The organism is Anatilimnocola floriformis, assembly GCF_024256385.1.
GTDB classification, from domain to species: domain Bacteria; phylum Planctomycetota; class Planctomycetia; order Pirellulales; family Pirellulaceae; genus Anatilimnocola; species Anatilimnocola floriformis.
Genome location: NZ_JAMLFW010000001.1, coordinates 705,239 through 729,804, shown reverse-complemented (window position 1 = coordinate 729,804; position 24,566 = coordinate 705,239). Strand labels below are relative to the sequence as shown.

The following is a 24,566-nucleotide window of genomic DNA, read 5'->3' as shown; positions in this document are numbered from 1 at the left end:
GCCGCGGGCCGCCGAAAGAGCGCCGCGATTGTCGGCACTTTGGCGAGGGGAGACTAGCGACAGTAACGCAGAGGCATCTGCAAGTTCGCCCCTCACTCCAACCCTCTCCCCGGAGTACCGGGGCGAGGGAGCAAGAATGAACTACAGGCGTTGCATCTTTTCGACCTTCTCGGCCCAGGCTTGCAGCATTTGGAATTGCTCGACGAAGTTGTGGTTGGCTACGCCGATCGGGCTCTTGAAGAAGCTGGCGAGGAACGTGAGCAAACCGCGGTCGCCGTTGCGGTGGGCGCGTTCGGTCAAGCGAACGAGGTCGATGACCAGTGGCGCCGCGAGCAGCGAATCGGCACCTTGCCACTGGAAGGTGAGCACCATCGGCAAGCCGAGGAATCCTTGGAAGTGGATGTGATCCCAGGCCGTTTTCCAGTCGCCGAGACTTTCGATGTATTCGATGCTGACGAGCGTTTGCGGCGAATAACCGAGGATTTGATGCAGCAGGCGGTCCTTGCTGCGGACCTTGGTTTTCTTGTTGGCAGGATCGTCGAGCACCTTGCCATCGAGATTGCCGAAGATGTTGTGGCCGACCCAGCTCATCACGGGGAGGTTGCGGAGGGCAAACATCGGCGCGAGAACGCTCTTCATCAGCGTTTCGCCGGTTTTGCCGTCGTGACCCATGTGGCAGGTCTCTTTTTCGATGGCTAGTTCCTGAATGGCAGGAGCAGCCGAACCGAGCGACGGCGTGAAGTTGACGAACGGCAGACCGAGCTCGAGCGCGGCAATCGCATACAGCGAGCTCGCCGGCAGGGCGCACGTTTTCTTCGCGAGGGTCTTCGATAGATCCTTCCACTTGGCTGGCAGCGCGGCTTCGTCGACTGGTGGTTCGGTCGAAGCTAGATTCACGACCACAACCTGATCGAGATCGTGCTTCGACTGGAATTCCTTCAGATCGCTCTGGAGCCGATCGATAGCAGCCCGCGGCGTTTCTTTGTTTTTGAATTTGCGCGACTCATCGCCCGAGATCTCTTCGATCTTGCTGCCGACGTTCCACAGCGTGCCGGGCTTGATGTTCTTATCGATCTTGTCGAGCTCGGTTTTGCACTTGGCAACGAGTTCGGCATCGAGCGCCTTGCTCACGCGCACGAGCTGCAGCGCTTCGTCATACAGATTCACGTCGCGGATCTCGTGGCCGCCGATCGTGAAGTCGCTAAAGCCGGCCAGATCGATGTTGGCGAACTGCGGCAACTGCGTGACCAGGCCGTGGTTCGGCGCCAGCCCCTTTTTCAGTGCGATCAAGCCCACCGTGACTGTCGAGGCGACACCTCCCTTAGCGCCAATAATCCACAAACCGATTTTTCGCCGGGCCATGCACACCGTCAAGGAAAAGAGATGCGGGGAGGGAGAGGAAGCAGGTTTTTGCCGGGAGCAGCCGGGCTATCGCCGAATGCACCACAAATTGGCGGGAATACTGAGTCTGGCATCAGGTCTACCGACCTATTGGCAAGCGGCTAGAATAATTGTCTTTGCCCCGTGTGTCTAGCCGCTGCAGTGCGGCGGGCTGCGTGGCTTTGCTGCAATTCCTCCCCTAACACGTTCGTATCGCGAACAACCACGCCGCTATGTTCGACCTCCTACCGCTCGCTCCTCCCGACGCCATCCTCGGTTTGGGGGAAGCCTTCAAGAACGACCCGAACCCGAACAAGATCAACCTCAGCGTTGGTGTCTATAAAGACGAGCAAGGCAATACTCCCGTCTTGGCCTCGATCAAGGAAGCCGAGCGTCGCCTGCTGGAAAAAGAGAAGAGCAAGGGCTACCTCGCCATCGAAGGGCTCGCCGACTACGGTCAGCAAGTGCAAGAGATGCTCTTCGGCGCCGGCCATCCCATTCTCAAAGACAAGCGGGCCGTCACCGCGCAAACGCCGGGCGGCACGGGTTCGCTCCGCGTCGCTGCCGATTTGCTCCGCAAGCACTTTGCCGCTGCGAAGGTTTGGGTGAGCAAGCCGACCTGGGCCAATCACCAAGCCATTTTCCAAGCGGCTGGTCAGCTGACCGACGTCTATACCTATCTCGACAGCACCGGCAAAGGCCTCGATTTCGACGGCATGATTGCCTCGCTCGAAAAACTGCCGGCCGGCGACATCGTGCTGTTGCATGCCTGCTGCCACAATCCGACCGGCATCGATCCGACGCCGGAACAGTGGAAGAAAATCGCCGCCGTTATCAAGGACAAAAAGCTGCTGCCGATCGTCGACTTCGCCTACCAGGGCTTTGGCGATGGCTTGGAAGAAGACGCCGTTGGTCTGCGCGAAATCGCCGCGACCGGCGTCGATGTGCTGGTCTGCAGTTCGTTCTCGAAAAACTTCGGCCTCTACGGCGAACGCGTCGGCGCACTGACGCTCGTCACCAACACCGCCGAAGCGGCTCAGCGAGCCCTCAGCCAGGTCCGCATCAGCATTCGCTGCAACTACTCGAACCCGCCGACCCACGGCGGCGCACTCGTCGCCGGCGTGCTCAACGACGCTGCCCTCCGCAAGCAATGGGAAGGCGAACTCGCCGCGATGCGCAACCGCATTAACAAAATGCGGCACCTCTTTGTCGACACCATGAAGAAGCTGAAGCCCGAAAAGGATTTCTCCTTCCTCATCAGCCAAAAGGGGATGTTCAGCTACTCCGGCCTGACCAACATGCAGGTCGACGAACTGAAAACCAAGCACGCCGTCTACGTCGTCGGCAACGGCGGCCGCATCAATGTGGCCGGTATGACGGAAGAGAACATGCCGAAGCTGTGCGCGGCGATTACGGCGGTTTTGTAATCTGCGATCGATTGTCAACTTGATTGCTGACTGCGCGACTCGTCGGGTCGCGCAGTTGGAATACAGCGGCGCTTTTCTGCAAATATCGAGGGCCGCGGCATGCATCGTTGGCTGTGGATCGCGGCTGTTTTTCTGCTCTGCAATTCAGCGAGCGGTGAGGGGCTTCCTCACCCCAAGCTCACGCATCTGCGCAATGAGCCGAGTCGCGAGTGGACTAGCTTTCCGGAGCAAGCGGAAGGCTCTCGTTTGGAAATACAGTTCGATTCCAAACCAAACGCCAAAGAGCACACGCTGCGCATTCGGCAGCAGGATGTGAAACAAGCCTGGCGAGTGCTTCTCAATAAAAAACCGCTCGGCGAACTGATTCGCGATGAAGCCGATATCGTGTGGTACCTGCCGATCCCAGCGCAGGCGCTAATTGAGGGCCAGAACACGCTGCTGATCGAGGCAAAGGCGAACGCTAAGCCGGTCGCAGATGATATTCGCGTGGGCGAACTGCTGATCGAACCGCGGCCCGTGAAGGAATCGCTCGCCGAGGCGGCTTGCCGGATTGCGGTGGTCGATGAAGCGACCAAACAGCCGATTCCTGCGCGGATTACCATCGTCAATCAAGACGGTGCGCTGCAAGCGACCTCGGCAGTCTCATCAGCAACGATCGCCGCTCGGCCCGGAGTTATTTACACCGCCGATGGCCACGCGACCTTCAGCGTTCCGGCGGGAAAATACACGATCTATGCGAGCCGCGGGTTTGAGTACTCCGTCGCCAAGACGGAAGTGAATCTGGCTGTCGGCGAAAGGCATGAGAGTTCGCTGCAGATCCGCCGCGAAGTTTCCACGCCCGGACTGGTCGCGTGCGACACGCACATCCATACGTTCACGCACTCAGGCCATGGCGATGCCACGCTCGACGAACGGTTGATCACGCTGGCCGGCGAAGGAATCGAGTTGCCGATCGCCGCCGATCACAACAAGCACATCGACTATCGGCCTGATGTGGAGCGATTAAAGCTGGGAAAATACTTCACTCCTGTCATGGGGAACGAAGTGACCACGCAGGTCGGGCACTTCAATCTTTTTCCGGTTGAGGCCGGCGCGCGAGTGCCGAATCATCAGCTGAAGGATTGGGCTGAGTTGAAGAACGAGATTTTCGACACGCCCGGCGTGCAGGTGTGCATCCTCAATCACGCCCGCGACATTCACAACAACGTGCGGCCCTTCGGTCCCGACTTATTCAACGCCACGATTGGCGAAAACTTTCACGGCTGGCCGATGTTTCCGAATGCGATGGAAATCATCAACAGCGGCGCGACCCAGAACGAACCGCTGCGGTTATTGCACGATTGGCTGGCGACCATCAATCGCGGCTACAAAATCACGCCGGTCGGCAGCAGCGATTCGCACGATGTGTCGCGCTACATCGTCGGCCAGGGCAGAACGTACATTCGCTGCGACGATCAGGACGTCGGCAAACTGGATGCAGCTACCGCGATCAAAAGCTTTCTTGCCGGACGAGTTGCCGTCAGCTACGGCTTGCTGGTCGAAATGAAAGTGGATGACAAGTTCCAGCCGGGAGATCTCGCGACCGGAACCAATGCGCAAGTAAAGTTGCAACTGCGCGTGCTTGGTCCGCACTGGACGACGGCGCGGAAGGTCCAGCTGTACATGAACGGCGAGTTATTCCGCGAAGAGAAAATCACGCCGCCGGCCGATCGTGCGAAGAATCCCGGCGTGCAATGGGAAGCAACCTGGACAACCCGGCGTCTCAAACACGACGTTCATCTGGTCGCCGTCGCGCTCGGTGACGAAGTGACTGCCCCCTATTGGGCCATGGCCAAGCCGTATCAACCGACGTCGCCGGAGTTCGCCGGCATGTCGCTCGGCGTGACCGGGCCGATTTGGATCGATGGCGACGGTGACGGCCTGCGCACGACGCCGCGTGGCTATGCGGAGCCACTGGCGAAGAAAGCGGGAGCCGATTGGGAGCAACTCGCGAGTTCGTTGAAACCGTTCGACAACGCGGTCGCGGCGCAGGCGATGCATTTGTATCTGCAATCGCATCCGCTGCCCGACAACTTCGATCGGCCCAATGCCACTGTCTCGGCGGGAATGCGGGCGGCCTGGCAAGCCTTTCGGGAACAGGAACTGGCGCGAGCCCGGCAGTAAGGTTTACCGCCATTCACCGATTTTGGCGAAATCGGGCGACAATGGGACGAACCATCACCGGCCTGGCCGCCTCCTTCTCATTGTCGGCGGCGGTCTACGCCGAATCGCCTACCCCAATTTGACCGAATCCGCTACCATGAGCGGTCTTACGAACAATTTCCCCAGGTGTTACGGACCGGCGGATTCCGCCAACGGATTGGGCCATGAAGACTGACGAACTGCGCGACAAGTACCTCGAATTCTTCGTTAGCAAGGGACACACCCAACAGGCCAGCGATGTGCTCGTGCCGCGGTGGGATCCCTCGGTTCTCTTCACGCCGGCCGGCATGAATCCCTTCAAGGATCACTTCCTGGGCCGCGTGAAGCTCGAGTTCACCCGGGCAACCACCTGCCAGAAGTGCCTCCGCACCGGCGACATCGATAACGTCGGCCGGACCGCCTATCACCACACGTTCTTCGAGATGCTGGGCAACTTCAGCTTCGGCGATTACTTCAAGAAAGAAGCCATTCACTGGGCCTGGGAATTTCTCACCGACAAGAAATGGCTCGGCATCGAGAAGGACCGCCTGACCGTCACTGTTTATCTCGATGACGACGAAGCGGCCAACATCTGGCACAACGAAATCGGCCTGCCCGTGACGCGAATCGAGCGGATGGGCGAGGACGACAACTTCTGGCCGGCGAGCGCTCCGAGCCAAGGCCCCGACGGCGTGTGTGGGCCGTGCAGCGAAATTTACTACCATGCGCCTGGTGCGACCAAGAGCGTCGAAATCTGGAACCTCGTGTTCACGCAGTTCAACCGCGTCGGCAATCCGCCGAACAATCTCCGGCCGCTGCCGAGCAAGAACATCGACACGGGCATGGGCCTCGAGCGGATCGCCAGCGTGCTGCAAGGCGTCGATACCAACTACCACATCGATACGATCCGGCCGCTGGTCGAAGCGGCTGGTGAAGTGGTCGGCGTGAAGTACGATCCGAAATCGGATTCTGGCCGTCGGCTCCGCCGCATTGCCGATCACGTTCGCGCTTGTACCTTTGCGATTCACGAAAACGTGCTCCCCGGCCCGAACAAGCAGAACTACGTTATCCGCCGCTTGATGCGCCGCGCGATTCTCGACGGTCATCAACTGGGTCTGCGCGAGCCCTTCATGTATCAGCTCGTCGAGAAAGTCGCCGAGATGATGAAGCGGCCTTATCCGGAAATCGCCACGACGACCGACCGCGTCGCCAAGGCGATGAAGGGTGAAGAGTCGGCGTTTCTCGGCACGCTTGATGCCGGTCTCGCGCGGATCGACAAGACCTTCGGCGATATGCAAAAGTCCGGCAAGGTCATCGTGCCGGGCGAAGATGCCTTCGACATGTATCAGACGTACGGCATTCCGCCCGAGCTCGTCGAGAACATGGCCGCTGAGTTGAACTACACGTTCGATTGGCCCGGCTTCAAGCACTCGATGGAAGTGCATGGCGAAAAGTCGGGCAAGATCTCGGCCGACACCGGCATGGAAGTGAACAACCCGATCGGCGCGCTGAAGAAGTCGCTGAAGAGCACCGAGTTCCTCGCTTACGACGGCACCGATGCGACCGCCGAAATCAAGGGCATCGTTTCGCACAATCTCCTCTGCGACGAATTCACCGAAGCTGGCACCGAAGCGGCCGTTTGTGTCGTGCTCGACCGCAGCCCGTTCTACGGCGAATCGGGCGGCCAAGTTGGCGACAAGGGCGAGATCGTTGGCCCTGGTTTCAAGTTCACTGTGACCGATACGCAAAAGGACGGCGACCTGCTGCTGCACTACGGCCATCTAACCGAAGGGACGATGAAGGCCGGCGCGAAGGTAACCGCGAAAGTTCACACAGGCCGACGTCAGGGCATTCGCCGCGCTCACTCGGCGACGCACATCATGCACTATGCGTTGCAGCGAGCCCTCGGCAAGGATGCACATCAGATGGGTTCGAAGGTCGAGGAGGATTGGCTCCGATTCGACTTCGGCAATCCCGAACCGGTCAGCTCCGAAAAACTGCAAGCCATTGAAAAAGACGTTGCCGAAAAGGTCGCTGCGGCGGAGAAGATCGAAGCGAAGTTCGTGCCGCTGAGCGAAGCTCGCACGGCGGGCGCGATGATGCTCTTCGGCGAAAAGTATCCCGATCCGGCCCGCATGGTGAGCATGGGCGAATTCAGCCGCGAACTGTGTGGCGGCACGCATCTCGACAACACCAAGGACGTCGGCGCGTTCGAAATTCTCGCCGAAGAAGGCGTCGCTGCCGGCGTGCGTCGCATCACCGCGCTCACCGGTGAAAAAGCAAAGGCCCACGAACAGCAGACCGAAAGCTCGCTGCAAGCGATCGCCAAGTGCCTCGAATGCACGACTCGCGACATCGGTATTTGCGTGAAGAACCTGGTGCAAAAGGTACGCGACCTCCGCAAGCAACTCAGCAGCGGCAGCAAGGCCCCGGCCAACACCGAAACCATTCCGACGGGTAAAGGCCCGGAACCGACGACGGCGGAAAAGAAGTCGCTGCTGCGTGAAACCGCTCGGCTGCTGAACGTCGCGTTGTTCGACGCTCCGGCCCGCGTGGAGTCGCTCATCGCCGAAGTGGTCGATCTGAAGCAACAGATTTCCAAGCAAAGCGAAGCCGGTTCGCTGTCAGCCGAAACGCTGCTCAGCACGGCTGCCCAAGTCGGGGGTGCGACGGTCATCGTCGCCGAAGCTCCCGGCGCGAGCAGCAACCTGATGCGACAGCTGATCGACCAGATCCGCCAGAAGGTTAGCCCAAGCGCGGTCTTCCTCGCGACGGCAGAAGGCGAAGGCAAAGTCGTCCTCGTCGCCGGCGTTTCGAAGGACCTCGTCACGAAGGGCGTCTCGGCTGGCAATTGGGTCCGCGACGTTGCCCCCGTTGTCGGTGGCGGCGGCGGCGGCAAGCCCGACTTGGCCCAAGCGGGCGGCAAACAGCCTGAGAAACTTCCGGATGCGCTCTTGAAGGCCATGGAAGTAGCGAAGCTGATGCTCAAGGCTTGAGCCTCAGAAAAATCTGTCTAAACCTTGGCGTGGCTCAATATATTGACGACCACGCCATTCGGGTCACTAACGAAAAATCTTCGCACGCCCCAAGGTTCGGTCGTCAGTGGATAGACAATCGACACGCCCAGCTCCAAGGCTTGGGCGTGCACGACATCGACGTCTTCCACTTCGATCGAGATCTGCGGGCTCGGCACTGGCGAAGCCTGCAGCAGAGTAAGCTGGGCTGTGGGATTGCTGGGTGAAACGAAGGTCGCAACCCAGCCCATATCCATCGCGAGCTGCAGGCCCAGAAGTTCGCCATAGAACTTCTGGCTCTCGTCCATCTTTGCTGACGTGACGTTGGGGACGATCCGTTTGACGCTCATATGCTGTACTTAGTTTGCGGTGTGGACATTCATGGGCGTTGAAGACTTACCGCGGCGAACGTAAATGACGGCCAGTATTAGACCGCCGAGGGCACCCAAGTAACCGCCGTTGTGCAGCCACGCGACGGTGACGAAGGCCGGTAAATCTTCCAGTTGTAAGATGCGTTGCCAACGGCTCCAGGCGGAAAGATCGCGCGTGGCGATCAGCGAGCCATATCCATAACCGAGAACGCTGCCGAGGAGCGTGACGACGGCGACGATGCCGAAGGCTCGCCACGTTCGCGGCCAGCGCTCTCGCGGCGGCAGTTCCACCATTCCCGCCCGCGCGAGGAGCCAGCCGGCGATCAGGCCGACCCACCATGTGGCGAGCACGCCGATCTCGGACGCGTACCAGCGCGGCGGCAGGCCCAGGTTGGCCCAGGCAAATTGGTCGAACTTCATTTTGGTGAAGTACTCGGGCGAGATCGTGTAACTCACTTGATCGTGCACCGCACCGTAGACAGCAGCCAGCAGCGCTCCAGCCGCAGCGACTTTCGCCATGGCGGGCAAGTGAGCGAGCGGAATGTGCGGATAGAGCCAACGCATAAATCAGCGAGGCTTTTGCAAACGACCAGAGACATAGATGTCGTCACCCACGGTGCGGCGGGTGAAGTGCTCGAACTTCCAAGCTCGTTCGGGTTCGGCAATTCCTTGCCCAGCGAGCGGCGAAGTCGCCCCGCTGCCGCCGAAGAACTTCGGCGCGATGAAGCAATGGGCTTCGTCGACCTGGCCAGCGTCGAACAGACTGCCAAGCAGTTGGCCGCCGCCTTCGACAAGAATGTTCGTCATTCGACGACGGCCCAACTCGTCGAGGAGTTCCGTAAGACGCTCGCTGGACGATGCGCCGGGCAAAGAGATGACCTCAGCGCCGGCAGCAGTTAGGTTTTTCACTCGCTGCGGATCGGCTGCAGTGCTTGCCGCAACGATCAACGGCCATTCTCGCGCAGTGCGAACCAGTTGGCTCTCGAGCGAAAGGCTTGCTCCCGAATCGATGATCACGCGCGCGGCAATCCGCGCTGGCTTTGCTCCGCTGGACGAGCGCGCGGTGAGTAGCGGATCATCGAGCTCCGCCGTGCGCCGACCGACGACGATCGCGTCCATGCGCGACCGCAACTCTTGCACAATCTCGCGCGACTCCGGCCCGGAGATCCATTTGCTTTGACCACTGCTCGTCGCAATCTTGCCGTCGAGCGTCATGGCCCATTTGGCGATGACCCATGGCCTGCCTGTGCGGATCAGCTTCAGATACGGCGCGTTCAGGGCTTCGGCTTCTGACTGCAGTACACCATGAACCACTTCGATGCCGGCGTCTTTCAGTTCCGCAAAGCCACCGCCGGCAACTTTCGGAAATGGATCGCGCATGGCAGCGACCACGCGCTTGACCCCAGCCGCGATTACGGCTTTTGAGCAAGGCGGCGTTTTGCCCTGATGGCAGCAAGGTTCGAGCGTGACGTAGAGCGTGCTCCCCGCCGTTTTGCCGCGTGCATCTTCGAGCGCGTGAACCTCGGCGTGTGGCTCCCCGAAGGCTTCGTGAAACCCTTCGCCGACCACTTCATCGCCGACCACTTCATCGCCGCGAACGATGACGCAGCCGACCATCGGATTAGGCTCGACAAAACCTTGGCCGCGGCGGGCAAGCTCCAGCGCTTGCTGCATGAATCGGCGGTCTGGGGGCTGAGTGGTCAATTGGCTGACTTGCGAGAAATTCAGAAAGAAGACCCTTGTCAACCGCGATGGCTGCGGCGAAACTGGGAAAACCTCTCCCATGTTCGGCGTTTCCGAACACTTTCGCAAGGCAGCCACGGTTTCAGGTTCAGGCCTCGGGGCGTGAGCTACACTTCGGCAGCCCGCCTTGATTTTCCCCGCGAATGAAGCGAACGCTGTAACGTTGTTGCGAGTACGCAATGACTGCGCAATCGCTAAAATAGTTACCATCCCACCCGCAGGACTGCGTAGTCGCTGCAAACAAAGCTGCGACCAGGAGAGTGCAAAAAAATGGCTGAGACCAAACGTATCGGTGTGTTGACGGCTGGCGGCGATTGCCCCGGTTTGAATGCCGTGATCCGCGGCGTGGTGAAGAGCGCCGGCACGCATGGTTACGAAGTGATCGGCTTTTTGAAAGGCTACGAAGGGCTGGTCGATCCGGTCAGCTATATCCCGCTCAACGCCAAGAACACGACGGGCATCCTGGGCCAGGGTGGCACGATTCTCGGCTCGACGAACAAAGGTCGCTTTGCCGCGACCGTGGGTGTGAACGATCGCCTCGAGCTCGATCCGGAACTCGTGGCCGGCGTGAAGACAACGATGGAGCAGCTGAACATCAGCGGCTTGATCTGCATCGGCGGCGATGGTTCGCTGGCCGTCGCGCAGCAGTTTCACGAGCAAGGGATTCCCGTCGTCGGTGTGCCGAAGACAATCGATAACGATCTGTCGAGCACGGCGTTTACGTTCGGTTTCTTCAGCGCGGTGTTTTGCGCAACCGACGCTCTCGATCGCTTGCACACGACCGCGGCCAGTCACGAACGCGTGATGGTGCTCGAAGTGATGGGCCGGCACGCCGGTTGGATCGCGCTGTATGCGGGTGTGGCTGGTGGCGGCGATGTGATTTTGATCCCGGAAATTCCGTGGTCGTTCGATAGCGTTTGCCAGGCCATCATCAATCGCGAACAGCGGGGCAAAAAGTTCACGCTGGTCGTGGTCGCCGAAGGGGCCGAGTTGCCGACTGGAGCGCTGGTCACGCAAGAACGTCGCGGCGAGCAAAAACAAGTCCGCCTCGGCGGCATCGGCAACATTGTGGGTTGCGAAATCGAAAAGCGGCTCGGCAAGGAAACCCGCACGGTGGTCCTCGGTCACTTGCAACGCGGCGGCTCGCCGACCACGTTCGATCGCGTGCTCGCCACGCAGTATGGCGCACACGCCGTTCGGCTGATCATCGAGCGCAAGTTCGGTCAGATGGTCACCTACTGGCCACCAGACATGGGCAACTGCTCGCTGCTCGACGCCATCAAGCTCTCGTCGGTCAATCCCAACTGCTCGGCCGTGCAGGCCGCCCGCGCACTGGGCGTTTGCTTCGGCGACGACAACAAGGCCGCCCCCTGGTCGTACAAACCAGAAGAAGGCAACGGCAGCTGCGAACCGTGCAGCACTTCGATGATGGGCTTGCCCAAGCCAAGCGTGCCAACGCATTAACATTGCCTCCGTATTAAATCGTCGTCGATCACTCCGTGATCGATGGCTCGAGGTGAACGCGCAACATTCCCAGGAATGAGCTCCGCGAAATTCCGGCTTTGGCGAGTGGAGTTGGAAGCGGAGCCCTACCGAGTCGGAACACAACCGCGAGACTCCCCTCGCCGAACTTGCTGGAATTTCGCTGACGCTTATTCCAGCGAGCCACTGCCTGCGACCGCCACCGTCGAATACGGAGTATTCGACGACAATGAACACAATCACGATCCACGAGGCCGATTCCCCCAGCGGAATTCGCCGGTGCCAGGCGGTTCGTCGTCCGGTACATGCTGCACAGGCACGCAATAACCCCGAACCAGCGCGCTGACCACTGCCGGTGGCCGCTGGCGATTCCCCTCGGCCGGCGGAGCGTTATATAACAGGTGATCTGTTTTTGTTTTCGATGTAACCGCTGGTTGCTGATTGTCTTGCGACGTTTTTCCTTCGTTCTTGCATAACACTTTATTGCACTCTGCGGAGGAACTCTTCAGCTTTGAGTCCTCGACGGCTGCCGACTTCTGATTCGAGCTGTCCTCTTCCACCACTGCCGTCACGCATGCGAGCAGCGGCGCGCTCACCGGCAATTCTTCGGTCACTTCCGCCTGCGCCGCGATCACTTCGGCATTCCGTTTCTCGGCTTCTTGCTGCCACATGCCGGGCACGCCTTCATCACCGGGCGTGTCGAAGTCGCCGCTCATCACCTTCCGTTTCACGCCGCGGTAAAGCTCTTCGTCGACCATCTTCGGCGGCTCCGGCACGCGCCCTTTGCTCGACACATCGACGTTGCCCCGCAGATCAAAGCCCTCGAATTGCACGATCTTGTCCGCGGCGAGCAACCCAACCTTGAACAGCCGATCATTGCCGTCGCGCACCTCCACCGTCCGCTCCTCGACCTCCTCGCCCTTCACCTTTCGCACCTTCACTTTGTGCTTCGTCTGCTTCGACGACTGCCACGCGACCACGGCTTGCTGGTGCCAAAACGCGAGCCGATCGCGATGATCGCGGGCCGCCACCCGCAACTGCTCCTCGCGCGAAAACTGCTCCATGCCCGGCGGCGCCGGGAGCGCCCGCCACTTCCGCACGCGCCTCACGATCGCACTGACGCGCGGCTGCTTGATGCCATGCTCGGCCGCCACCGCCGACTGCAACCGCTGCTCGATGACCACAGCTTGATAAATCTGCCGATCGCGCTGCGACACGCGCATCTCAATCGACCGCAACGGATTTTTCGACTTGGCAGGCATGAGATGACTCCTCGAAAAAGGAAGTGAAAACGAAAGCCAACATGCAATCACACATCACCAAAACGCCGCACGGCACAAAGCACGTGCGCAGCACGCTTCGCTCCCTCGCCCCGCCTCGGGGAGAGGGCTGGGAGTGAGGGCCGGGGTGAGGGTTAGCAGCGTTATCGACCTAATCTCAACACAGTCCCATCAGCCGCCGGGCGCTGGCCCCGGCTCTTACCTTCACTCGCAGAAGAAGCCGGGGCTAGCGCCCGGCGGCTGATGAGATGACCTGAATTTTCGCGACATAGTGGACGGTTGTCAACTAAATAGATCAATAAATACGACGTCATTGAGAACCAACTAACGATGCATCTCCTGAGACACTCGGAAAAAATATCTGCCAAATAGAGGCGAGCCAAGCTTCCAGCCCCTCACCCCAGCCCTCTCCCCGGAGTACCGAGGCGAGGGAGTAAGAAGAAGACTATGTCGCCGAATACTCCGTATTCGGTGGTGGCGGTCGAAAGCCGAGGCTCGCTGGAATCAGCGCCAGCGAAATTCCAGCAAGTTCGGCGAGTTGATTTCGCAGCGGCTTGTGATCCGCCGCGATGCACTCGCGCTTCAATCTCAGAACTCCACGCCCACTCGCCGAAGCCGGAATTTCGCGGAGTTCGTTCCTCGGCGCGCGGCTGTTTAACGTCAACCCATCGAATACGGAGTATTCGACGACAATTAGGCGTAGTCGGCGAGTTCGAATTCGCGGAATTGGGCGGCTTCGTTGGTTTGCCAGACGTGGTCGGTGGTCACGTCGAGGCAGGTGAGCCAGCCTCCGCGGCAGCAGTTGGTGTCGAGGCAGACCCAACCGTCGAAGCTCAGTGGATAGCCATCTTTCTGCGGCGTGTGGCCGCAGACACTCCGTTTGCCGGACATGTGTGCTGGCTCATTGCCCTCGAGTTTTTTCCAGCGCAGGTCGTAGTCTCCTTGCTGCCCCAGCGGCAGCCAGGGGTCGAGCTTCGCATGCACGAAAATTTCCTTCGGCGTTTCATAGAACGGCCTGAGGTGCGACAGCCACTTCAAATGCGCGGGCGGAATTTTGTCGATGCCGCCACCGTACGATTGCAGCACGGCATCGCCGCCGAACTGCAGCCACATCTCCATCATGAAGCTCTTTTGAATCGAGTCGCGCATCATCTCTTCGTGATTGCCCATGATCGAAATGACCAGGCACTCGTCCTGCAGTCGCAAGATTTCTTCGATGCACGCTTTGGTATCGAGCCCGCGATCGACAACATCGCCGAGAATGATCAGCGTGTCTTCGGCCGTGGGTTTGACGAGCGCAAGCAGCGTCTGGAATGCGACATGACAGCCGTGAATATCGCCGATGGCGAGAGTGCGCGCGGGCATGAATGAACTAGGGAAGGCTTTTGAAGCGAAATGGACCGGGACGATCGTCAACTGGCTGTGGGTTCGGCTCCCAAGGATGCTCGACTTGATTAACCAATTGAGTCAGCATGCAGCTCAAAGTGTAACATTGCGCGATCATCGCCACTTGCCAGCCGCGCTGACTCTGATCGCCTCGGCTGCGGTCGAAATAGTCCCAGGCAAGCGTAGCGAAAACCGTGCTCCAGAACTTTCGCTCGCCGAGTTCGGAGAATTGTTCCTCAAGATTCAATCCAATGCCCGGCCAGATCCCGCCGTGAAACTCTCGGAGCCGCTCGACGTAGGTTTTCTGTGGAGGCAACGCAATGTGATCGCCGACTTCGATGGCTAGTTCGATCAGCCCGCAAAATCGACTGTTCGAAACATAAAAGTAGCTGCCCCCAGAAGTGAAATTGCCCGCCATTCATTCAGCTCGTTGCTACGACTTCTCAGGAATCAATTCCAAACAAATCAACCGATCATCGCCGCGCACGTAGAGCAAGCCATGCGACAGAATCGGCGCGGCCCAGCAGGGATATTTTAAGAGCACCTTGCCTGCGGCTGGCGCTTTCGGCGCGGGACCAAAGGCCGGGCCGGCTGCCTGCGGCGGCGTGAGTTCCACGACACTGACCGGGTCATACTTTTCCGGGTTGGCTTTGAAGACAATCAGCTGGCCGTACTCAGCCTGGCAGATGAAATGGCCGTCGGCATATAGGAGTGAACTGCGTGTGAGGCCCGGTTCGCTCCATTTCACTTTGCCGGTTTTCCAGTCGATGCAACGGAGTTCGGCGTTCTCAGTGTGTCGGCCGCTGCTGCCGTAGAGGTAGCCATCGTGATGAACGGGCGTGTTCCAGTGGGTCATCATCGCTTTCTGCCGGCGGCGGTCGTCATCTTTCCAAACAATTTCGCTCGTGCCGGGCGCGACCTTCAGCAGTGAACTGCCCGGGCCGTAAGTTTCGCTGATGAAAACCTGATCGCCGACGACGACCGGCATGGCGGCGTTCACGCTTTCGAGAATCTTCGCCCGCCAGGGATATTCGAAATCGAGCTTGCCGGTCTTTGGTTCGAAACCGACCAGCCCGCCGCGGCTGAATGAAAAACACCACCGCCGGCCGTTGATCGTGGCGAGTTTCAGCGATGCATAACTGGCGAGTTCATCGGTGAGTTTGTATTTCACCTTGCCGGTAAATTTATCGAACGCCACAATGCCGCTGCCGTCACCCTCGACGCGATCTAGATTTCCCGCGCCCAGCGATTGCGAATCGGCAGGACTGCCGCCGACCATCACAATCAGCAAGTCGCCTTCGATCACCGGCGTGCTGCCGACACCGAAGAAATTCTGCACCACGCCGAAATCTTTTTTGGTATCGACCTGCCAGATCAGCTTCCCCGCGTCGGCGGTGAGGCAGGTGAGCATCCCTTCGGCGCCGTAGGCATACACACGATTGCCGTCGATCGCTGGCGAGCAGCGGGGACCATTGTTGTAGCCGAAGTAGTCGGAGTAATCGGTCGGGTATTCGTACTTCCACAGTTCCTTGCCCGTCTCAGCATTCAGCGAATAAACGCGAGCCGAATCGCCGATCCGCTCGAATTGAAAGAGCCGGCCCTTGCTGATGGTCGGTGCGCCGTAGCCCGTGCCGAGATTGGCTTGCCAGACGATGCGCGGCTTGTTCGCCGACCACTTGGTGATGATGCCGGTCTCGGACGATTTGCTGTCCTGCGTGGGGCCGAGGAAGATCGGCCAATCGACGCCGGTTTTACGCGTGCCGAGATCTTTTAGTTGTGCTTCGGCAGGTGGCGACTGCGCACTGGCGACGGCTGAAAGCAAAAACGAAATCAGCGCGACGAGTGGCAGCTGTTGGCGGGCGAACATCGTTCTTTCTCCACTTACACCTGCAGCGCCTGATTCAGATCGTCGCGCAAATCCTCGAACGCTTCCAAGCCGACCGACAGGCGGATCAAGCCATCGCTAATGCCATGCTCGGCCCGGGCGGCTGCATCGTAACTGGCGTGCGACATCGACGCCGGTTGTTCGATGAGCGATTCTACCGCGCCGAGGCTGACGGCCAACTGAAAGAGCTTCGTCTGTTCGCAGACACGCTTGGTCTGCTGAAAATCGCCCTTCGTTTCGAACGTGAGCATGGCTCCGAACGCGCCGTCCATTTGCTTCGCGGCAATCGAGTGACCAGGATGGCCGGGCAGCCCCGGATACAGCACGCGCTTGATGCGAGGATCTTGCAGCAGCCATTCGGCGAGCTTCAGCGCGGTCTTTGATTGTTCGCGCACGCGCAGCTCGAGCGTCTTCAGGCCGCGACTGGCGAGAAACGATTCGAACGGGCCCATCACGCCACCGGTGGCATTTTGGAAGAAGTAGAGTCGGTCGCGGAGTGCCTTGTCGCGCACGACGAGCGCACCGCCGAGCAAATCGCTGTGGCCGCCAATGTACTTGGTGGCCGAGTGCATCACGATATCGGCGCCGAGTTCGAGGGGTCGCGTGAGGACCGGCGTGGCAAATGTATTGTCGACGCCGAGCAGCGCGCCGTGTTTGTGCGCGATCTCAGCGATGGCGGCAATATCGGTGATCGACATCAGCGGATTGCCAGGCGATTCGATCCAGATCAGCTTCGTATTCGGCTTGATGGCTTGTTCGAACTTGGCAAGATCGGTGCTCGGCGCGAGCGACACCGACACGCCGCTGTGATTGATCACCTTATGCAGCAGCCGAAACGTGCCGCCGTAGATATCGCCGCCGGCCAGCAGATGATCGCCGCTGTCGAGGAGCATCGTGGCGCAGTGCGTCGCGGCCATGCCGCTGGCAAAGGCCAGTCCGCCGACGCCGCCTTCGAGATTGGCGATGGTGGCTTCGAACGCCGAACGCGTGGGGTTGCCGCTGCGAGAGTAATCGAACTGCCCCCACACGCCAGCGCCAGGCTGCACGAAAGTTGAGGCGACGTGAATGGGCGGCACCACGGCGCCGGTCTGCGGATCGCGATCTTGTCCGACGTGGATGGCCCGGGTGCGAAAATGTTGGTTGGGATTGGTCATGGTTCTCGATGGCAGGTTGCAAGTTCAGGAGAGGTGGGATGATTGCAGGGCGCGCGTCAGATCGGGGATTAAGAGCCACAGCCGAGGTCGGGGCTTGTTCACGAATTTGGCTCGTTCGTGGAAGAGGCCTCGCGGGATCTCAGGAATGCGTCGCGCGCATCCAGGGCCTTACGTTTTCCCTCTTCGAAGCAGTGCCCTAGTCGTTCTTCAAACTCTTCGCTTAGGTACCAAGCGATCGCGGCGTTGGCGTCATCCTTGCTGACTATTTGAACGGGCGTGGAATCAGTCGCTGAGGATGCGACATTTTTAGATTCGCGATGGTCGTCCATGGTTGGCCCCGGAAACTAACCGACTTGGTTGCATTCGTAGGATTATAACACGCCTGATCGACCGGGGCGGAATTCACGAGAGGAGGCCGAAATACTGGGCCCACACAACATTCTGACGATTCGCCGAATAACGATGCCCGTTGTGGCCGATTCGCGACTGGGCTATTTTAAAAAGTTCGGCAACGGCCGCCCTGATTTGGCATTGGCTTGCCTCCCACCCACCTACAGCTCTCAGAGGAACCGGCATGAAACCGGAAGTGATCAGTGACGCGGAGATGGAGACCCGCGTGAAGGCCGCGAAGGATAAGCTCGATGCCCAGGCCGTGGAAACGGTGCAGTGGCACTTTCACGAGTCGACCGGCTCGCCGTTCTGGCTGGAAAAGAAGAGCGAGTTGAAATTTGATCCGCTCAAGGAAGTGAAGTGCTACGACGACATCAAGAAGTTTCCCGAATTCCAAGACGAATGGCTCCGCGGCGGGCCGATCACCCGCTGGGTGCCGAAGGGTTTGGCCGGCAAGCCCGTGTATGTCTTTGAAACGGGCGGCACGACGGGCATTCCGAAGAGCCGCATGGTGGTGACCGATCACTGGACCGACTACGAAAACTTCAGCGACACGCTGCCGGACAAATATTTTCCCAAGGGCGCGAATTGGTTGATGCTCGGCCCGAGCGGTCCGCGGCGGCTGCGTCTCGCCGTCGAACATTTGTGTCAGCATCGCGGCGGCATTTGCTTCTGCGTCGATCTCGATCCGCGCTGGGTCGTGAAGCTGATCAAGAAGGGGTGGATGGAACACCTCGAGGCTTATAAGGAACACTGCATCGACCAGGCGTTGACCGTGCTCGAAGCGGGCCACGACGTGAAGTGCATGTTCACGACGCCGAAGCTGCTCGAAGCTTTGTGCCAGGCGCTCGAGAAGAAGGGGAAGACCTTCGCTGACACCGGCATCACCGGCATCTTCAGCGGTGGCACCGAATTCACGCCGCAGTTCACGCGGTTCTGCGTCGAAGAATATTTCGGCGGCCCACCGGAAGAGAGCGGCATTTATATGACTCCCACCTACGGCAACACGCTCATGGGGCTCGCCTGCAGCAAGCCGGTGACGAAGGCCGAAGGCTACAAGATTGCCTACTACGCGCCGCAACCGCGGGCTGTGGTCGAGGTGGTCGAGTTCGCTGATTACAATCAACCGGTGGGCTACGGCGAATCGGGCCGCGTGAAGTTGACGACGCTGACGAAGGAATTCTTCGTCCCCGGCTTCATGGAACGCGACGAAGGCGAACGCGAAAAGCCCTACGCCGCCTATCCGTGGGACGGCGTGAGCGGCGTGAAGCCGTGGCGCGGGATTGCCAGTTCGACGACGGTGGGTGTGTACTAAGCAGGGATGAAGGGATGAAGAGGTTAGAGATTAGGGTAGTGGTTTAAAATCCTAAGTTGCCTCCGAGTATTTCCCGCCGCCCTAATCTCTAGCCCCTAACCTCTTAACCCCTTCCACTCCGTTGGGGTGAGGGGCGACGTACGAGACGCGGCGGCCATGATCAGTGTTCGTTACGAGATCGTTTAAAATGCCCAGTCCATTTCCAGGCATGGATCCCTATCTGGAGGAACCAAACCTCTGGTCGGATGTGCATTTGACGCTGATCATTGCCATGCGCGGCGCATTGAACGCACAGATGCCGCGCGGCTTTGTCGCATCGGCCGACAAGTATGTCTGGATTCACGAGCCCGATGCGGGAACGCGGACTCGTGTGGTGCGGCCGGACGGCTTCATCGTTCAGCACGAAGAGGATGTACCCGCTAATCCTTCACCAGCCATTACTTCTGCTCCGGCAATGATCGTCATCCCGGCGACGCGTCGTGAGGGGAATAAGTACTTGAAGATCAGGGACGTACGCACTCGCCGGTTGGTCACCGTCATCGAAATGCTAAGCCCTTCGAACAAAGAGCCAGGGCCGGATCGCGAAGCCTATTTGACAAAGCGCATTGACTACCTCACAGCCGGTGTGAATCTCGTAGAGATCGACTTGTTACGCGGAGGCCTGCGATTACCCCTAGGCGAAGTATCGCCTGAACGATTCGATTACTATGCGATGGTATGTCGCGCGAATGAAATGCCGGCGGCGGGATTTTGGCCATTTACGGTGCGCGACCCGTTTCCCAGGATTCCCGTTCCCCTAACGCCGACCGAGTCGGATCTTCAACTAGACTTGAAGTCTTGCCTCGATTGGGCGTTTCAGCAGGGGATGTACGAAATTGACATTAACTACAGCGAACCTGCCGTCCCACCACTTTCACCTGCTGATGCCGAATGGGCTAGGCAGCTCACAATGAAATAGCCTGTAAGAAATCCCGTGGCCGGCTGTAGTACAAACGTCCGTCCCACTTCCTGCCACATCGCCCTAGCCCCTAGATCCCAGCCCCTAGCCACCCGAATTCTCATGCTCAATATTCCCGTGCTCCGTTGGGGCGAACCCTACGAGTCGCTCGAAGTCGACGAAATCAAGCACTTCTACACTGGCGAGCCGATTGCCAAGGTCAGCCAAGCCAATGGCGGCATCGTCAAACGCGATATGACGAAGGCTTGGAAGTGCCGCGACATTCTGCGGCAGTTTCCGATCAGCGATTTGATTGCCAAGCTGAAGGTCGCTGCCGATCTATATGAGACGGCCACGCTGCCGATGGGCGACGGCCAGCAATCGCCCGAAGATTTCGTGAAGCAGCAGTCGTCGACGACCGGTCTGCCGGAAGTTCTCTGCCGGGCCAATATTCCGAAGAACAGCTTCGTGCTGCGGAACATGGACAAGATCATGGACTGCCTGACGCGCGGTCTCGATCTGAACATTCTGACGAAGGGCTGGGGCCTGGAGCATCGCGGCGTGATCGTGAGCTATCAATGCCAGGCACCGGTTCTCGGCGCGGTTCTGCCGTCGAACTCGCCGGGTGTACACACGCTCTGGCTGCCGGTTATTCCGCTGCAAGTTGGTCTCGCCCTGAAGCCCGGTTCGCAAGAACCGTGGACGGCCTATCGCATCGTTTCGGCCTTCACGCAGGCCGGCATTCCGAAGGAAGTTTTCGGTTTGTATCCCGGTGGTCACGATGCGGGCGGCGCGCTCCTCGAAGCCCTCGATCGCTCTATGATTTTCGGCAGCGCGCAAACGGTCGAGAAATACAAAGGCAACCCGCGCGTGCAAGCGCACGGACCTGGTTTCTCGAAGATCATTCTCGGCGACGACGAAGTCGATAACTGGGAACAGCACATCGACCTGATGGCCGAGAGCATCGCCACTAACAGCGGCCGCGGCTGCATCAACGCGAGCGGCGTGTGGGCCTCGCGCCATACGGAAGAAATCGCCAAGGCCCTCGCCGAGAAGCTGGGTCCGATCGAAGTCCTGCCGCCGGACAGTCCGAATTCGAAGCTCGCAGCATTCACCGTTCCTGGCCAAGGCAAAAGCGTGTGGAATGTGATCGAACAGGACCTGAAGGAAAGCGGCGTGAAGGACATGACGTCGTTCTACGGCGAGCGGCTTGTCGAGCGCGAGCTTTGTTCCTACTTGCGGCCCGTCATTGCGCACAGCAACTCGCCCGATACGGGCATTGTGAAGAAGGAATACATGTTCCCCTTCGCGACTGTCGTGAAATGCCCGGAAGATCAACTGCTGAAGAAGATGGGCTACACGCTGGTCTGCACGGCGATCACCAAGAACGAAAAGCTGATTAATCAGCTGAGCGACGCAACCTACATCGACCGTCTCAACATCGGGCCGATCCCGACGACGCGGCTCAACTGGTTGCAGCCGCACGAAGGAAGCATCATCGACTTCTTGTATCGCTCGCGGGCGTATCAGGTAGCGGGAGTTTAGGTTATAGAGAAACGGCTGCGACTGATCCCACCCCATTGAAATGCCCACCTGATGACCGCTTTCGATTTTCAACCGCGCACTCGGATTGTGTTTGGTCCGGACAAGATCGATGCGTTGGGAGAATTGGCATCGGAGATCGGTGGCCGGCGAGCACTCATCGTCAGCGATCCCGGCGTGATCGCCGCCGGGCACACGGCGCGGGGCATTGCTTCGCTCGTGCGAGCTGGCATCGAAGTGCAACTCTTCGGCGGCGTGCATGAAAATCCCAACACCGACGACGTCGATGCCGGTGTGAAGCTCGCGCGGCGGCACGACATTCAGCTGATCGTCGGTCTCGGCGGTGGTAGCGCGATGGACTGTGCGAAGGGGATTAACTTCCTGCTCACCAACGGCGGTGAGATGAAGGACTACTGGGGCGTCGGCAAAGCACTGAAGCCGATGCTGCCAATGATTGCCATACCGACGACGGCCGGGACTGGCAGCGAGACGCAGTCGTTCGCGCTCATCAGCGATGCTCAGACGCACGTGAAGATGGCCTGCGGCGATAAGAAGGCCGCTTGCCGTGTGGCGATTCTCGATCCAAAGCTAACAGTGACGCAGCCGCCGCGAGTCACTTCGCTGACCGGCATCGATGCAATTTCGCATGCACTCGAAACATTCGTTTGTACGAAGCGAAATGCGGCTTCGCTGGCTTTCAGTCGCGAAGCGTGGCGGCTACTGGCGGGGCACTTCGCCAAGGTGATCGATCACCCGACCGATGTCGAAGCCCGCGGCGCAATGCTTCTCGGCGCGAGTTTCGCCGGCCTGGCGATCGAAAACAGCATGCTCGGCGCCGCCCACGCGCTGGCCAATCCGTTGACGACGCATTTTGATATTCCCCATGGCCAAGCCGTTGGCCTGATGTTGCCGCATGTGATTCGCTTCAACAGCGTGGAAGTCGAGCCTTGGTATCTCGACCTTCTCAGCACGATGCCCGCAAATGGCGCCGGCCCGGTGCCGAAGACCGTTGATGAACTCGCGCACTTTGTCGCCGCACTCACGCTTAAAGCGGGGCTGAAGACGAAGCTAGAAGAATTGCGAGTCTCGTACGACAAATTGCCGCAACTCGCCGAAGAAGCCGCCACGCAGTGGACCGGCACGTTTAACCCGCGAAAGGTGGGGGCCGCCGAACTTTTGACGCTTTATCAGCAGGCCTTCTGATATAATTCGAAGGTTGTCGCTCGAGTTGCCGCGACGGTTTTTGTTTTCTCATTTTGGATCTGGCGAGGTGTGGTCATGCGCTCTGCCGAGAATCAGCTGTCGCGCCGCGAGGCCCTTCGCACGCTGGCTGCAACATCGCTGCTCGCATCGCCGTTGCTCGCCAACGCAAAACTCTTCGCCGCCGATCCAGTCGCGCTCCCCAAAGCGTCCGAGAAAAACTGGCCGCTGTTTCGGGGCGATGTGCTCGCCACTGGTTTGTCGCCGTCGAAAGTTCCCGACAAGGTCGACGAACTCTGGAAGATGACGGTCAAGGACGGCGCCTTCGAAGGAACGCCGGTGATCGTCGACGGTGTGGTTTATATCGGCGATCTCGACGGCAAGCTCTTCGCGCTCAATCTCAGCGACGGCAAAGAAAAGTGGCACTGGAAGATCGATAGCGGCTTTATGGCTGCACCCGCCGTGCGCGACGGACTGATTTATCTCGGCGATATCGACGGCGTGTGTCACTGCATCGATGCCGCGACCGGCAAAGAGAAGTGGAAGTTCACAGCCGAAGCCGAAGTCGACTCGAGCGCGAACTTCTGGCAAGACAAAGTCCTCTTCGGTTCGCAGGATCGTCACTTGTATTGCCTCGATGCCCAAACGGGAAAGCTCGTTTGGAAATTTGCAATCGACGATCAGATCCGTTGCACGCCGACGGTTGTCGGCGATCGCTGCTTCGTCGCCGGCTGCGATAGTAAACTGCACATCATCGATTTGAAGAAGGGCGCCGCCGAAACGAATGTGCCGATCGACGGTCCGACGGGCGTAACTCCAGCGGTTCTCGGCGATCACGTATTTTTCGGCACCGAGGGTGGCACGATTTTCAGCGTCGACTGGAAGAACGCCAAAATCGCCTGGCAAGAAAACAACGCCGGCGACGGCCAACCCTATCGCAGCTCCCCCGCCGTGATGGACGGCTTGATGATCATCGGCAGCCGTTCGCGCAAAGTGCTGGCCCTCGATCCCGCCAACGGTAACAAGGTTTGGGATTTCACCACCAAGCAGCGGATCGACAGTTCACCGGTGATCGCCGGCGACCGCGTGATCGTAGGCGCCGCCGATGGCCGGCTGTATTGCCTCGATCGCAAAGACGGCCGCGAGATCTGGCAAAAGCAAGCCACCGGCGGCTTCGTCGGCTCGGCCGCAGTTGCAGATGGCAAGATCGTGATCGCGAGCGATCGCGGGAATGTGTATTGCTATGGAAGTAAAAGCTGAGGTATTGCCATGTCGATTTCATCACTTCCACCACCGACTGACAAGCTAATCACCGCAGCAGAATTGCTGACGATTGCCACTGATGGGCGCGTATCAGAACTAGTTCGTGGAAGGCTTGTCGACATGCCGCCAACGCAATGGGCACATGGTAAAGTGTGTTTGGCAATCGGCGCAATTCTGACGAAATACATCGACCAGTACGACGTCGGACATGGGACCGTCAACGATAGCGGGATTATCACGAAGCGAAATCCCGATACAGTCCGTGGCGCCGACGCAGCTTTCGGTAGCTATGTACGCTTGCCGAAAGACCAACCTCCGCTCGGCTATTGGCCTGTTTCACCAGAGATAGTGTTCGAAGTTCTGAGCCCTACGGATCGCCCCGGTGCAACACTTACTAAGGTTGCTGAGTATCTGGGTGCTGATGTACTTGCTGTGGTCGTCGTCGACTTCGAAGATTACTGCGTCTATCTGAATGCCCGTAACCGCTCGCCGCAGACGTTGAACCTCCAAGATCAACTCAATTTGAAACAATTCCTGCCGGAATCTCTTCCCGAATGGAATGTCTCCATTCGGGAGTTCTTCAAATACCTGCCAAATCTCCCTGTATAAGTAAGTT

19 protein-coding genes are annotated in these 24,566 nt (G+C 59.2%); 11 read left to right on the top strand and 8 right to left on the bottom strand.

Going from position 1 to position 24,566, the window contains the following annotated elements; all coding sequences use genetic code 11:
• Window positions 1–141: 141 nt before the first annotated feature.
• Window positions 142–1,362, bottom strand: a complete 1,221-nt coding sequence (locus M9Q49_RS02940) for an inositol-3-phosphate synthase (protein ID WP_254507153.1) — start codon at window positions 1,360–1,362, stop codon at window positions 142–144.
• 251 nt (window positions 1,363–1,613) lie between these two features.
• Here M9Q49_RS02940 and M9Q49_RS02935 point away from each other — a divergent pair, with 251 nt between their 5' ends.
• From M9Q49_RS02935 to alaS, 3 genes are all read left to right on the top strand, one after another.
• Window positions 1,614–2,807, top strand: coding sequence for an amino acid aminotransferase (locus tag M9Q49_RS02935; protein WP_254507152.1), 1,194 nt, complete (start codon window positions 1,614–1,616; stop codon window positions 2,805–2,807).
• A 99-nt stretch (window positions 2,808–2,906) separates the two neighbouring features.
• Window positions 2,907–4,970, top strand: coding sequence for a CehA/McbA family metallohydrolase (locus M9Q49_RS02930; RefSeq protein WP_254507151.1), 2,064 nt, complete (start codon window positions 2,907–2,909; stop codon window positions 4,968–4,970).
• Between the two features lie 203 nt (window positions 4,971–5,173).
• Window positions 5,174–7,984 carry an alanine--tRNA ligase gene (alaS, locus tag M9Q49_RS02925; RefSeq protein WP_254507150.1) on the top strand — a complete coding sequence of 937 codons (2,811 nt, stop codon included), beginning with the start codon at window positions 5,174–5,176 and terminating at the stop codon, window positions 7,982–7,984.
• 17 nt (window positions 7,985–8,001) lie between these two features.
• On the opposite strand, the gene M9Q49_RS02920 is transcribed toward alaS, so the two are convergent.
• From M9Q49_RS02920 to ribD, 3 genes are read right to left on the bottom strand one after another with little or no spacing between them, the layout of a single operon-like run.
• Window positions 8,002–8,352: a VOC family protein gene (locus M9Q49_RS02920; RefSeq protein ID WP_254507149.1), complete on the bottom strand. Its 351-nt coding sequence runs from the start codon at window positions 8,350–8,352 to the stop codon at window positions 8,002–8,004.
• Window positions 8,353–8,361: 9 nt separating this feature from the next.
• Window positions 8,362–8,937, bottom strand: coding sequence for a hypothetical protein (locus tag M9Q49_RS02915; RefSeq protein ID WP_254507148.1), 576 nt, complete (start codon window positions 8,935–8,937; stop codon window positions 8,362–8,364).
• Window positions 8,938–8,940: 3 nt separating this feature from the next.
• Window positions 8,941–10,077, bottom strand: coding sequence for a bifunctional diaminohydroxyphosphoribosylaminopyrimidine deaminase/5-amino-6-(5-phosphoribosylamino)uracil reductase RibD (gene ribD, locus M9Q49_RS02910; RefSeq protein WP_254507147.1), 1,137 nt, complete (start codon window positions 10,075–10,077; stop codon window positions 8,941–8,943).
• 309 nt (window positions 10,078–10,386) lie between these two features.
• On the opposite strand from ribD, the gene M9Q49_RS02905 reads away from it, so the two are divergent.
• Window positions 10,387–11,580 carry a 6-phosphofructokinase gene (locus tag M9Q49_RS02905; protein ID WP_254507146.1) on the top strand — a complete coding sequence of 398 codons (1,194 nt, stop codon included), beginning with the start codon at window positions 10,387–10,389 and terminating at the stop codon, window positions 11,578–11,580.
• A gap of 257 nt (window positions 11,581–11,837) precedes the next feature.
• On the opposite strand, the gene M9Q49_RS02900 is transcribed toward M9Q49_RS02905, so the two are convergent.
• Together M9Q49_RS02900 and M9Q49_RS02895 are read right to left on the bottom strand one after the other, a co-directional pair.
• Complete coding sequence (locus M9Q49_RS02900; RefSeq protein ID WP_254507145.1) at window positions 11,838–12,860, bottom strand: hypothetical protein; 1,023 nt, start codon at window positions 12,858–12,860, stop codon at window positions 11,838–11,840.
• Window positions 12,861–13,571: 711 nt separating this feature from the next.
• On the bottom strand, window positions 13,572–14,243 hold the full coding sequence (locus M9Q49_RS02895) for a metallophosphoesterase (protein WP_254507144.1): 672 nt from the start codon (window positions 14,241–14,243) through the stop codon (window positions 13,572–13,574).
• On the opposite strand from M9Q49_RS02895, the gene M9Q49_RS02890 reads away from it, so the two are divergent.
• Complete coding sequence (locus M9Q49_RS02890) at window positions 14,242–14,610, top strand: hypothetical protein (RefSeq protein ID WP_254507143.1); 369 nt, start codon at window positions 14,242–14,244, stop codon at window positions 14,608–14,610. The genes M9Q49_RS02895 and M9Q49_RS02890 overlap by 2 nt on opposite strands.
• Window positions 14,611–14,697: 87 nt before the next feature.
• On the opposite strand, the gene M9Q49_RS02885 is transcribed toward M9Q49_RS02890, so the two are convergent.
• Window positions 14,698–16,131, bottom strand: a complete 1,434-nt coding sequence (locus tag M9Q49_RS02885) for a PQQ-binding-like beta-propeller repeat protein (protein ID WP_254507142.1) — start codon at window positions 16,129–16,131, stop codon at window positions 14,698–14,700.
• 14 nt (window positions 16,132–16,145) lie between these two features.
• Entirely contained in the window at window positions 16,146–17,303 is a 1,158-nt protein-coding gene (locus M9Q49_RS02880; protein ID WP_254507141.1) for a trans-sulfuration enzyme family protein, read from the bottom strand.
• Between the two features lie 604 nt (window positions 17,304–17,907).
• Between M9Q49_RS02880 and M9Q49_RS02875 the strand changes: the two genes are divergently transcribed.
• From M9Q49_RS02875 to M9Q49_RS02850, 6 genes are all read left to right on the top strand, one after another.
• Window positions 17,908–19,008 carry a hypothetical protein gene (locus M9Q49_RS02875; RefSeq protein ID WP_390844792.1) on the top strand — a complete coding sequence of 367 codons (1,101 nt, stop codon included), beginning with the start codon at window positions 17,908–17,910 and terminating at the stop codon, window positions 19,006–19,008.
• Between the two features lie 187 nt (window positions 19,009–19,195).
• On the top strand, window positions 19,196–19,966 hold the full coding sequence (locus tag M9Q49_RS02870) for a DUF4058 family protein (protein WP_261365020.1): 771 nt from the start codon (window positions 19,196–19,198) through the stop codon (window positions 19,964–19,966).
• A gap of 102 nt (window positions 19,967–20,068) precedes the next feature.
• On the top strand, window positions 20,069–21,490 hold the full coding sequence (locus M9Q49_RS02865; RefSeq protein WP_254507138.1) for an aldehyde dehydrogenase family protein: 1,422 nt from the start codon (window positions 20,069–20,071) through the stop codon (window positions 21,488–21,490).
• 51 nt (window positions 21,491–21,541) lie between these two features.
• A complete protein-coding gene (locus M9Q49_RS02860) occupies window positions 21,542–22,690 on the top strand; it encodes an iron-containing alcohol dehydrogenase (RefSeq protein WP_254507137.1) in 1,149 nt (382 codons plus the stop codon).
• 75 nt (window positions 22,691–22,765) lie between these two features.
• The gene (locus tag M9Q49_RS02855) at window positions 22,766–23,947 is read left to right on the top strand and encodes an outer membrane protein assembly factor BamB family protein (RefSeq protein WP_254507136.1); all 1,182 of its coding nucleotides are present in this window, start codon (window positions 22,766–22,768) and stop codon (window positions 23,945–23,947) included.
• Window positions 23,948–23,956: 9 nt separating this feature from the next.
• Window positions 23,957–24,559, top strand: a complete 603-nt coding sequence (locus M9Q49_RS02850) for a Uma2 family endonuclease (protein ID WP_254507135.1) — start codon at window positions 23,957–23,959, stop codon at window positions 24,557–24,559.
• The last annotated feature ends 7 nt before the right edge of the window (window positions 24,560–24,566 follow it).

Excerpts from the sequence above, each read along its gene's own strand:
- M9Q49_RS02900 (WP_254507145.1), bottom strand. The coding sequence starts at position 12,860 with ATGCCTGCCAAGTCGAAAAATCCGTTGCGGTCGATTGAGATGCGCGTG.
- M9Q49_RS02905 (WP_254507146.1), top strand. The coding sequence starts at position 10,387 with ATGGCTGAGACCAAACGTATCGGTGTGTTGACGGCTGGCGGCGATTGC.
- M9Q49_RS02920 (WP_254507149.1), bottom strand. The coding sequence starts at position 8,352 with ATGAGCGTCAAACGGATCGTCCCCAACGTCACGTCAGCAAAGATGGAC.
- M9Q49_RS02865 (WP_254507138.1), top strand. The coding sequence starts at position 20,069 with ATGCTCAATATTCCCGTGCTCCGTTGGGGCGAACCCTACGAGTCGCTC.
- M9Q49_RS02850 (WP_254507135.1), top strand. The coding sequence starts at position 23,957 with ATGTCGATTTCATCACTTCCACCACCGACTGACAAGCTAATCACCGCA.
- M9Q49_RS02935 (WP_254507152.1), top strand. The coding sequence starts at position 1,614 with ATGTTCGACCTCCTACCGCTCGCTCCTCCCGACGCCATCCTCGGTTTG.
- M9Q49_RS02895 (WP_254507144.1), bottom strand. The coding sequence starts at position 14,243 with ATGCCCGCGCGCACTCTCGCCATCGGCGATATTCACGGCTGTCATGTC.
- M9Q49_RS02875 (WP_390844792.1), top strand. The coding sequence starts at position 17,908 with ATGGAGACCCGCGTGAAGGCCGCGAAGGATAAGCTCGATGCCCAGGCC.
- M9Q49_RS02940 (WP_254507153.1), bottom strand. The coding sequence starts at position 1,362 with ATGGCCCGGCGAAAAATCGGTTTGTGGATTATTGGCGCTAAGGGAGGT.
- M9Q49_RS02855 (WP_254507136.1), top strand. The coding sequence starts at position 22,766 with ATGCGCTCTGCCGAGAATCAGCTGTCGCGCCGCGAGGCCCTTCGCACG.
- M9Q49_RS02885 (WP_254507142.1), bottom strand. The coding sequence starts at position 16,131 with ATGTTCGCCCGCCAACAGCTGCCACTCGTCGCGCTGATTTCGTTTTTG.
- alaS (WP_254507150.1), top strand. The coding sequence starts at position 5,174 with ATGAAGACTGACGAACTGCGCGACAAGTACCTCGAATTCTTCGTTAGC.
- M9Q49_RS02870 (WP_261365020.1), top strand. The coding sequence starts at position 19,196 with ATGCCCAGTCCATTTCCAGGCATGGATCCCTATCTGGAGGAACCAAAC.
- M9Q49_RS02915 (WP_254507148.1), bottom strand. The coding sequence starts at position 8,937 with ATGCGTTGGCTCTATCCGCACATTCCGCTCGCTCACTTGCCCGCCATG.
- M9Q49_RS02930 (WP_254507151.1), top strand. The coding sequence starts at position 2,907 with ATGCATCGTTGGCTGTGGATCGCGGCTGTTTTTCTGCTCTGCAATTCA.
- M9Q49_RS02890 (WP_254507143.1), top strand. The coding sequence starts at position 14,242 with ATGAATGAACTAGGGAAGGCTTTTGAAGCGAAATGGACCGGGACGATC.
- M9Q49_RS02880 (WP_254507141.1), bottom strand. The coding sequence starts at position 17,303 with ATGACCAATCCCAACCAACATTTTCGCACCCGGGCCATCCACGTCGGA.
- M9Q49_RS02860 (WP_254507137.1), top strand. The coding sequence starts at position 21,542 with ATGACCGCTTTCGATTTTCAACCGCGCACTCGGATTGTGTTTGGTCCG.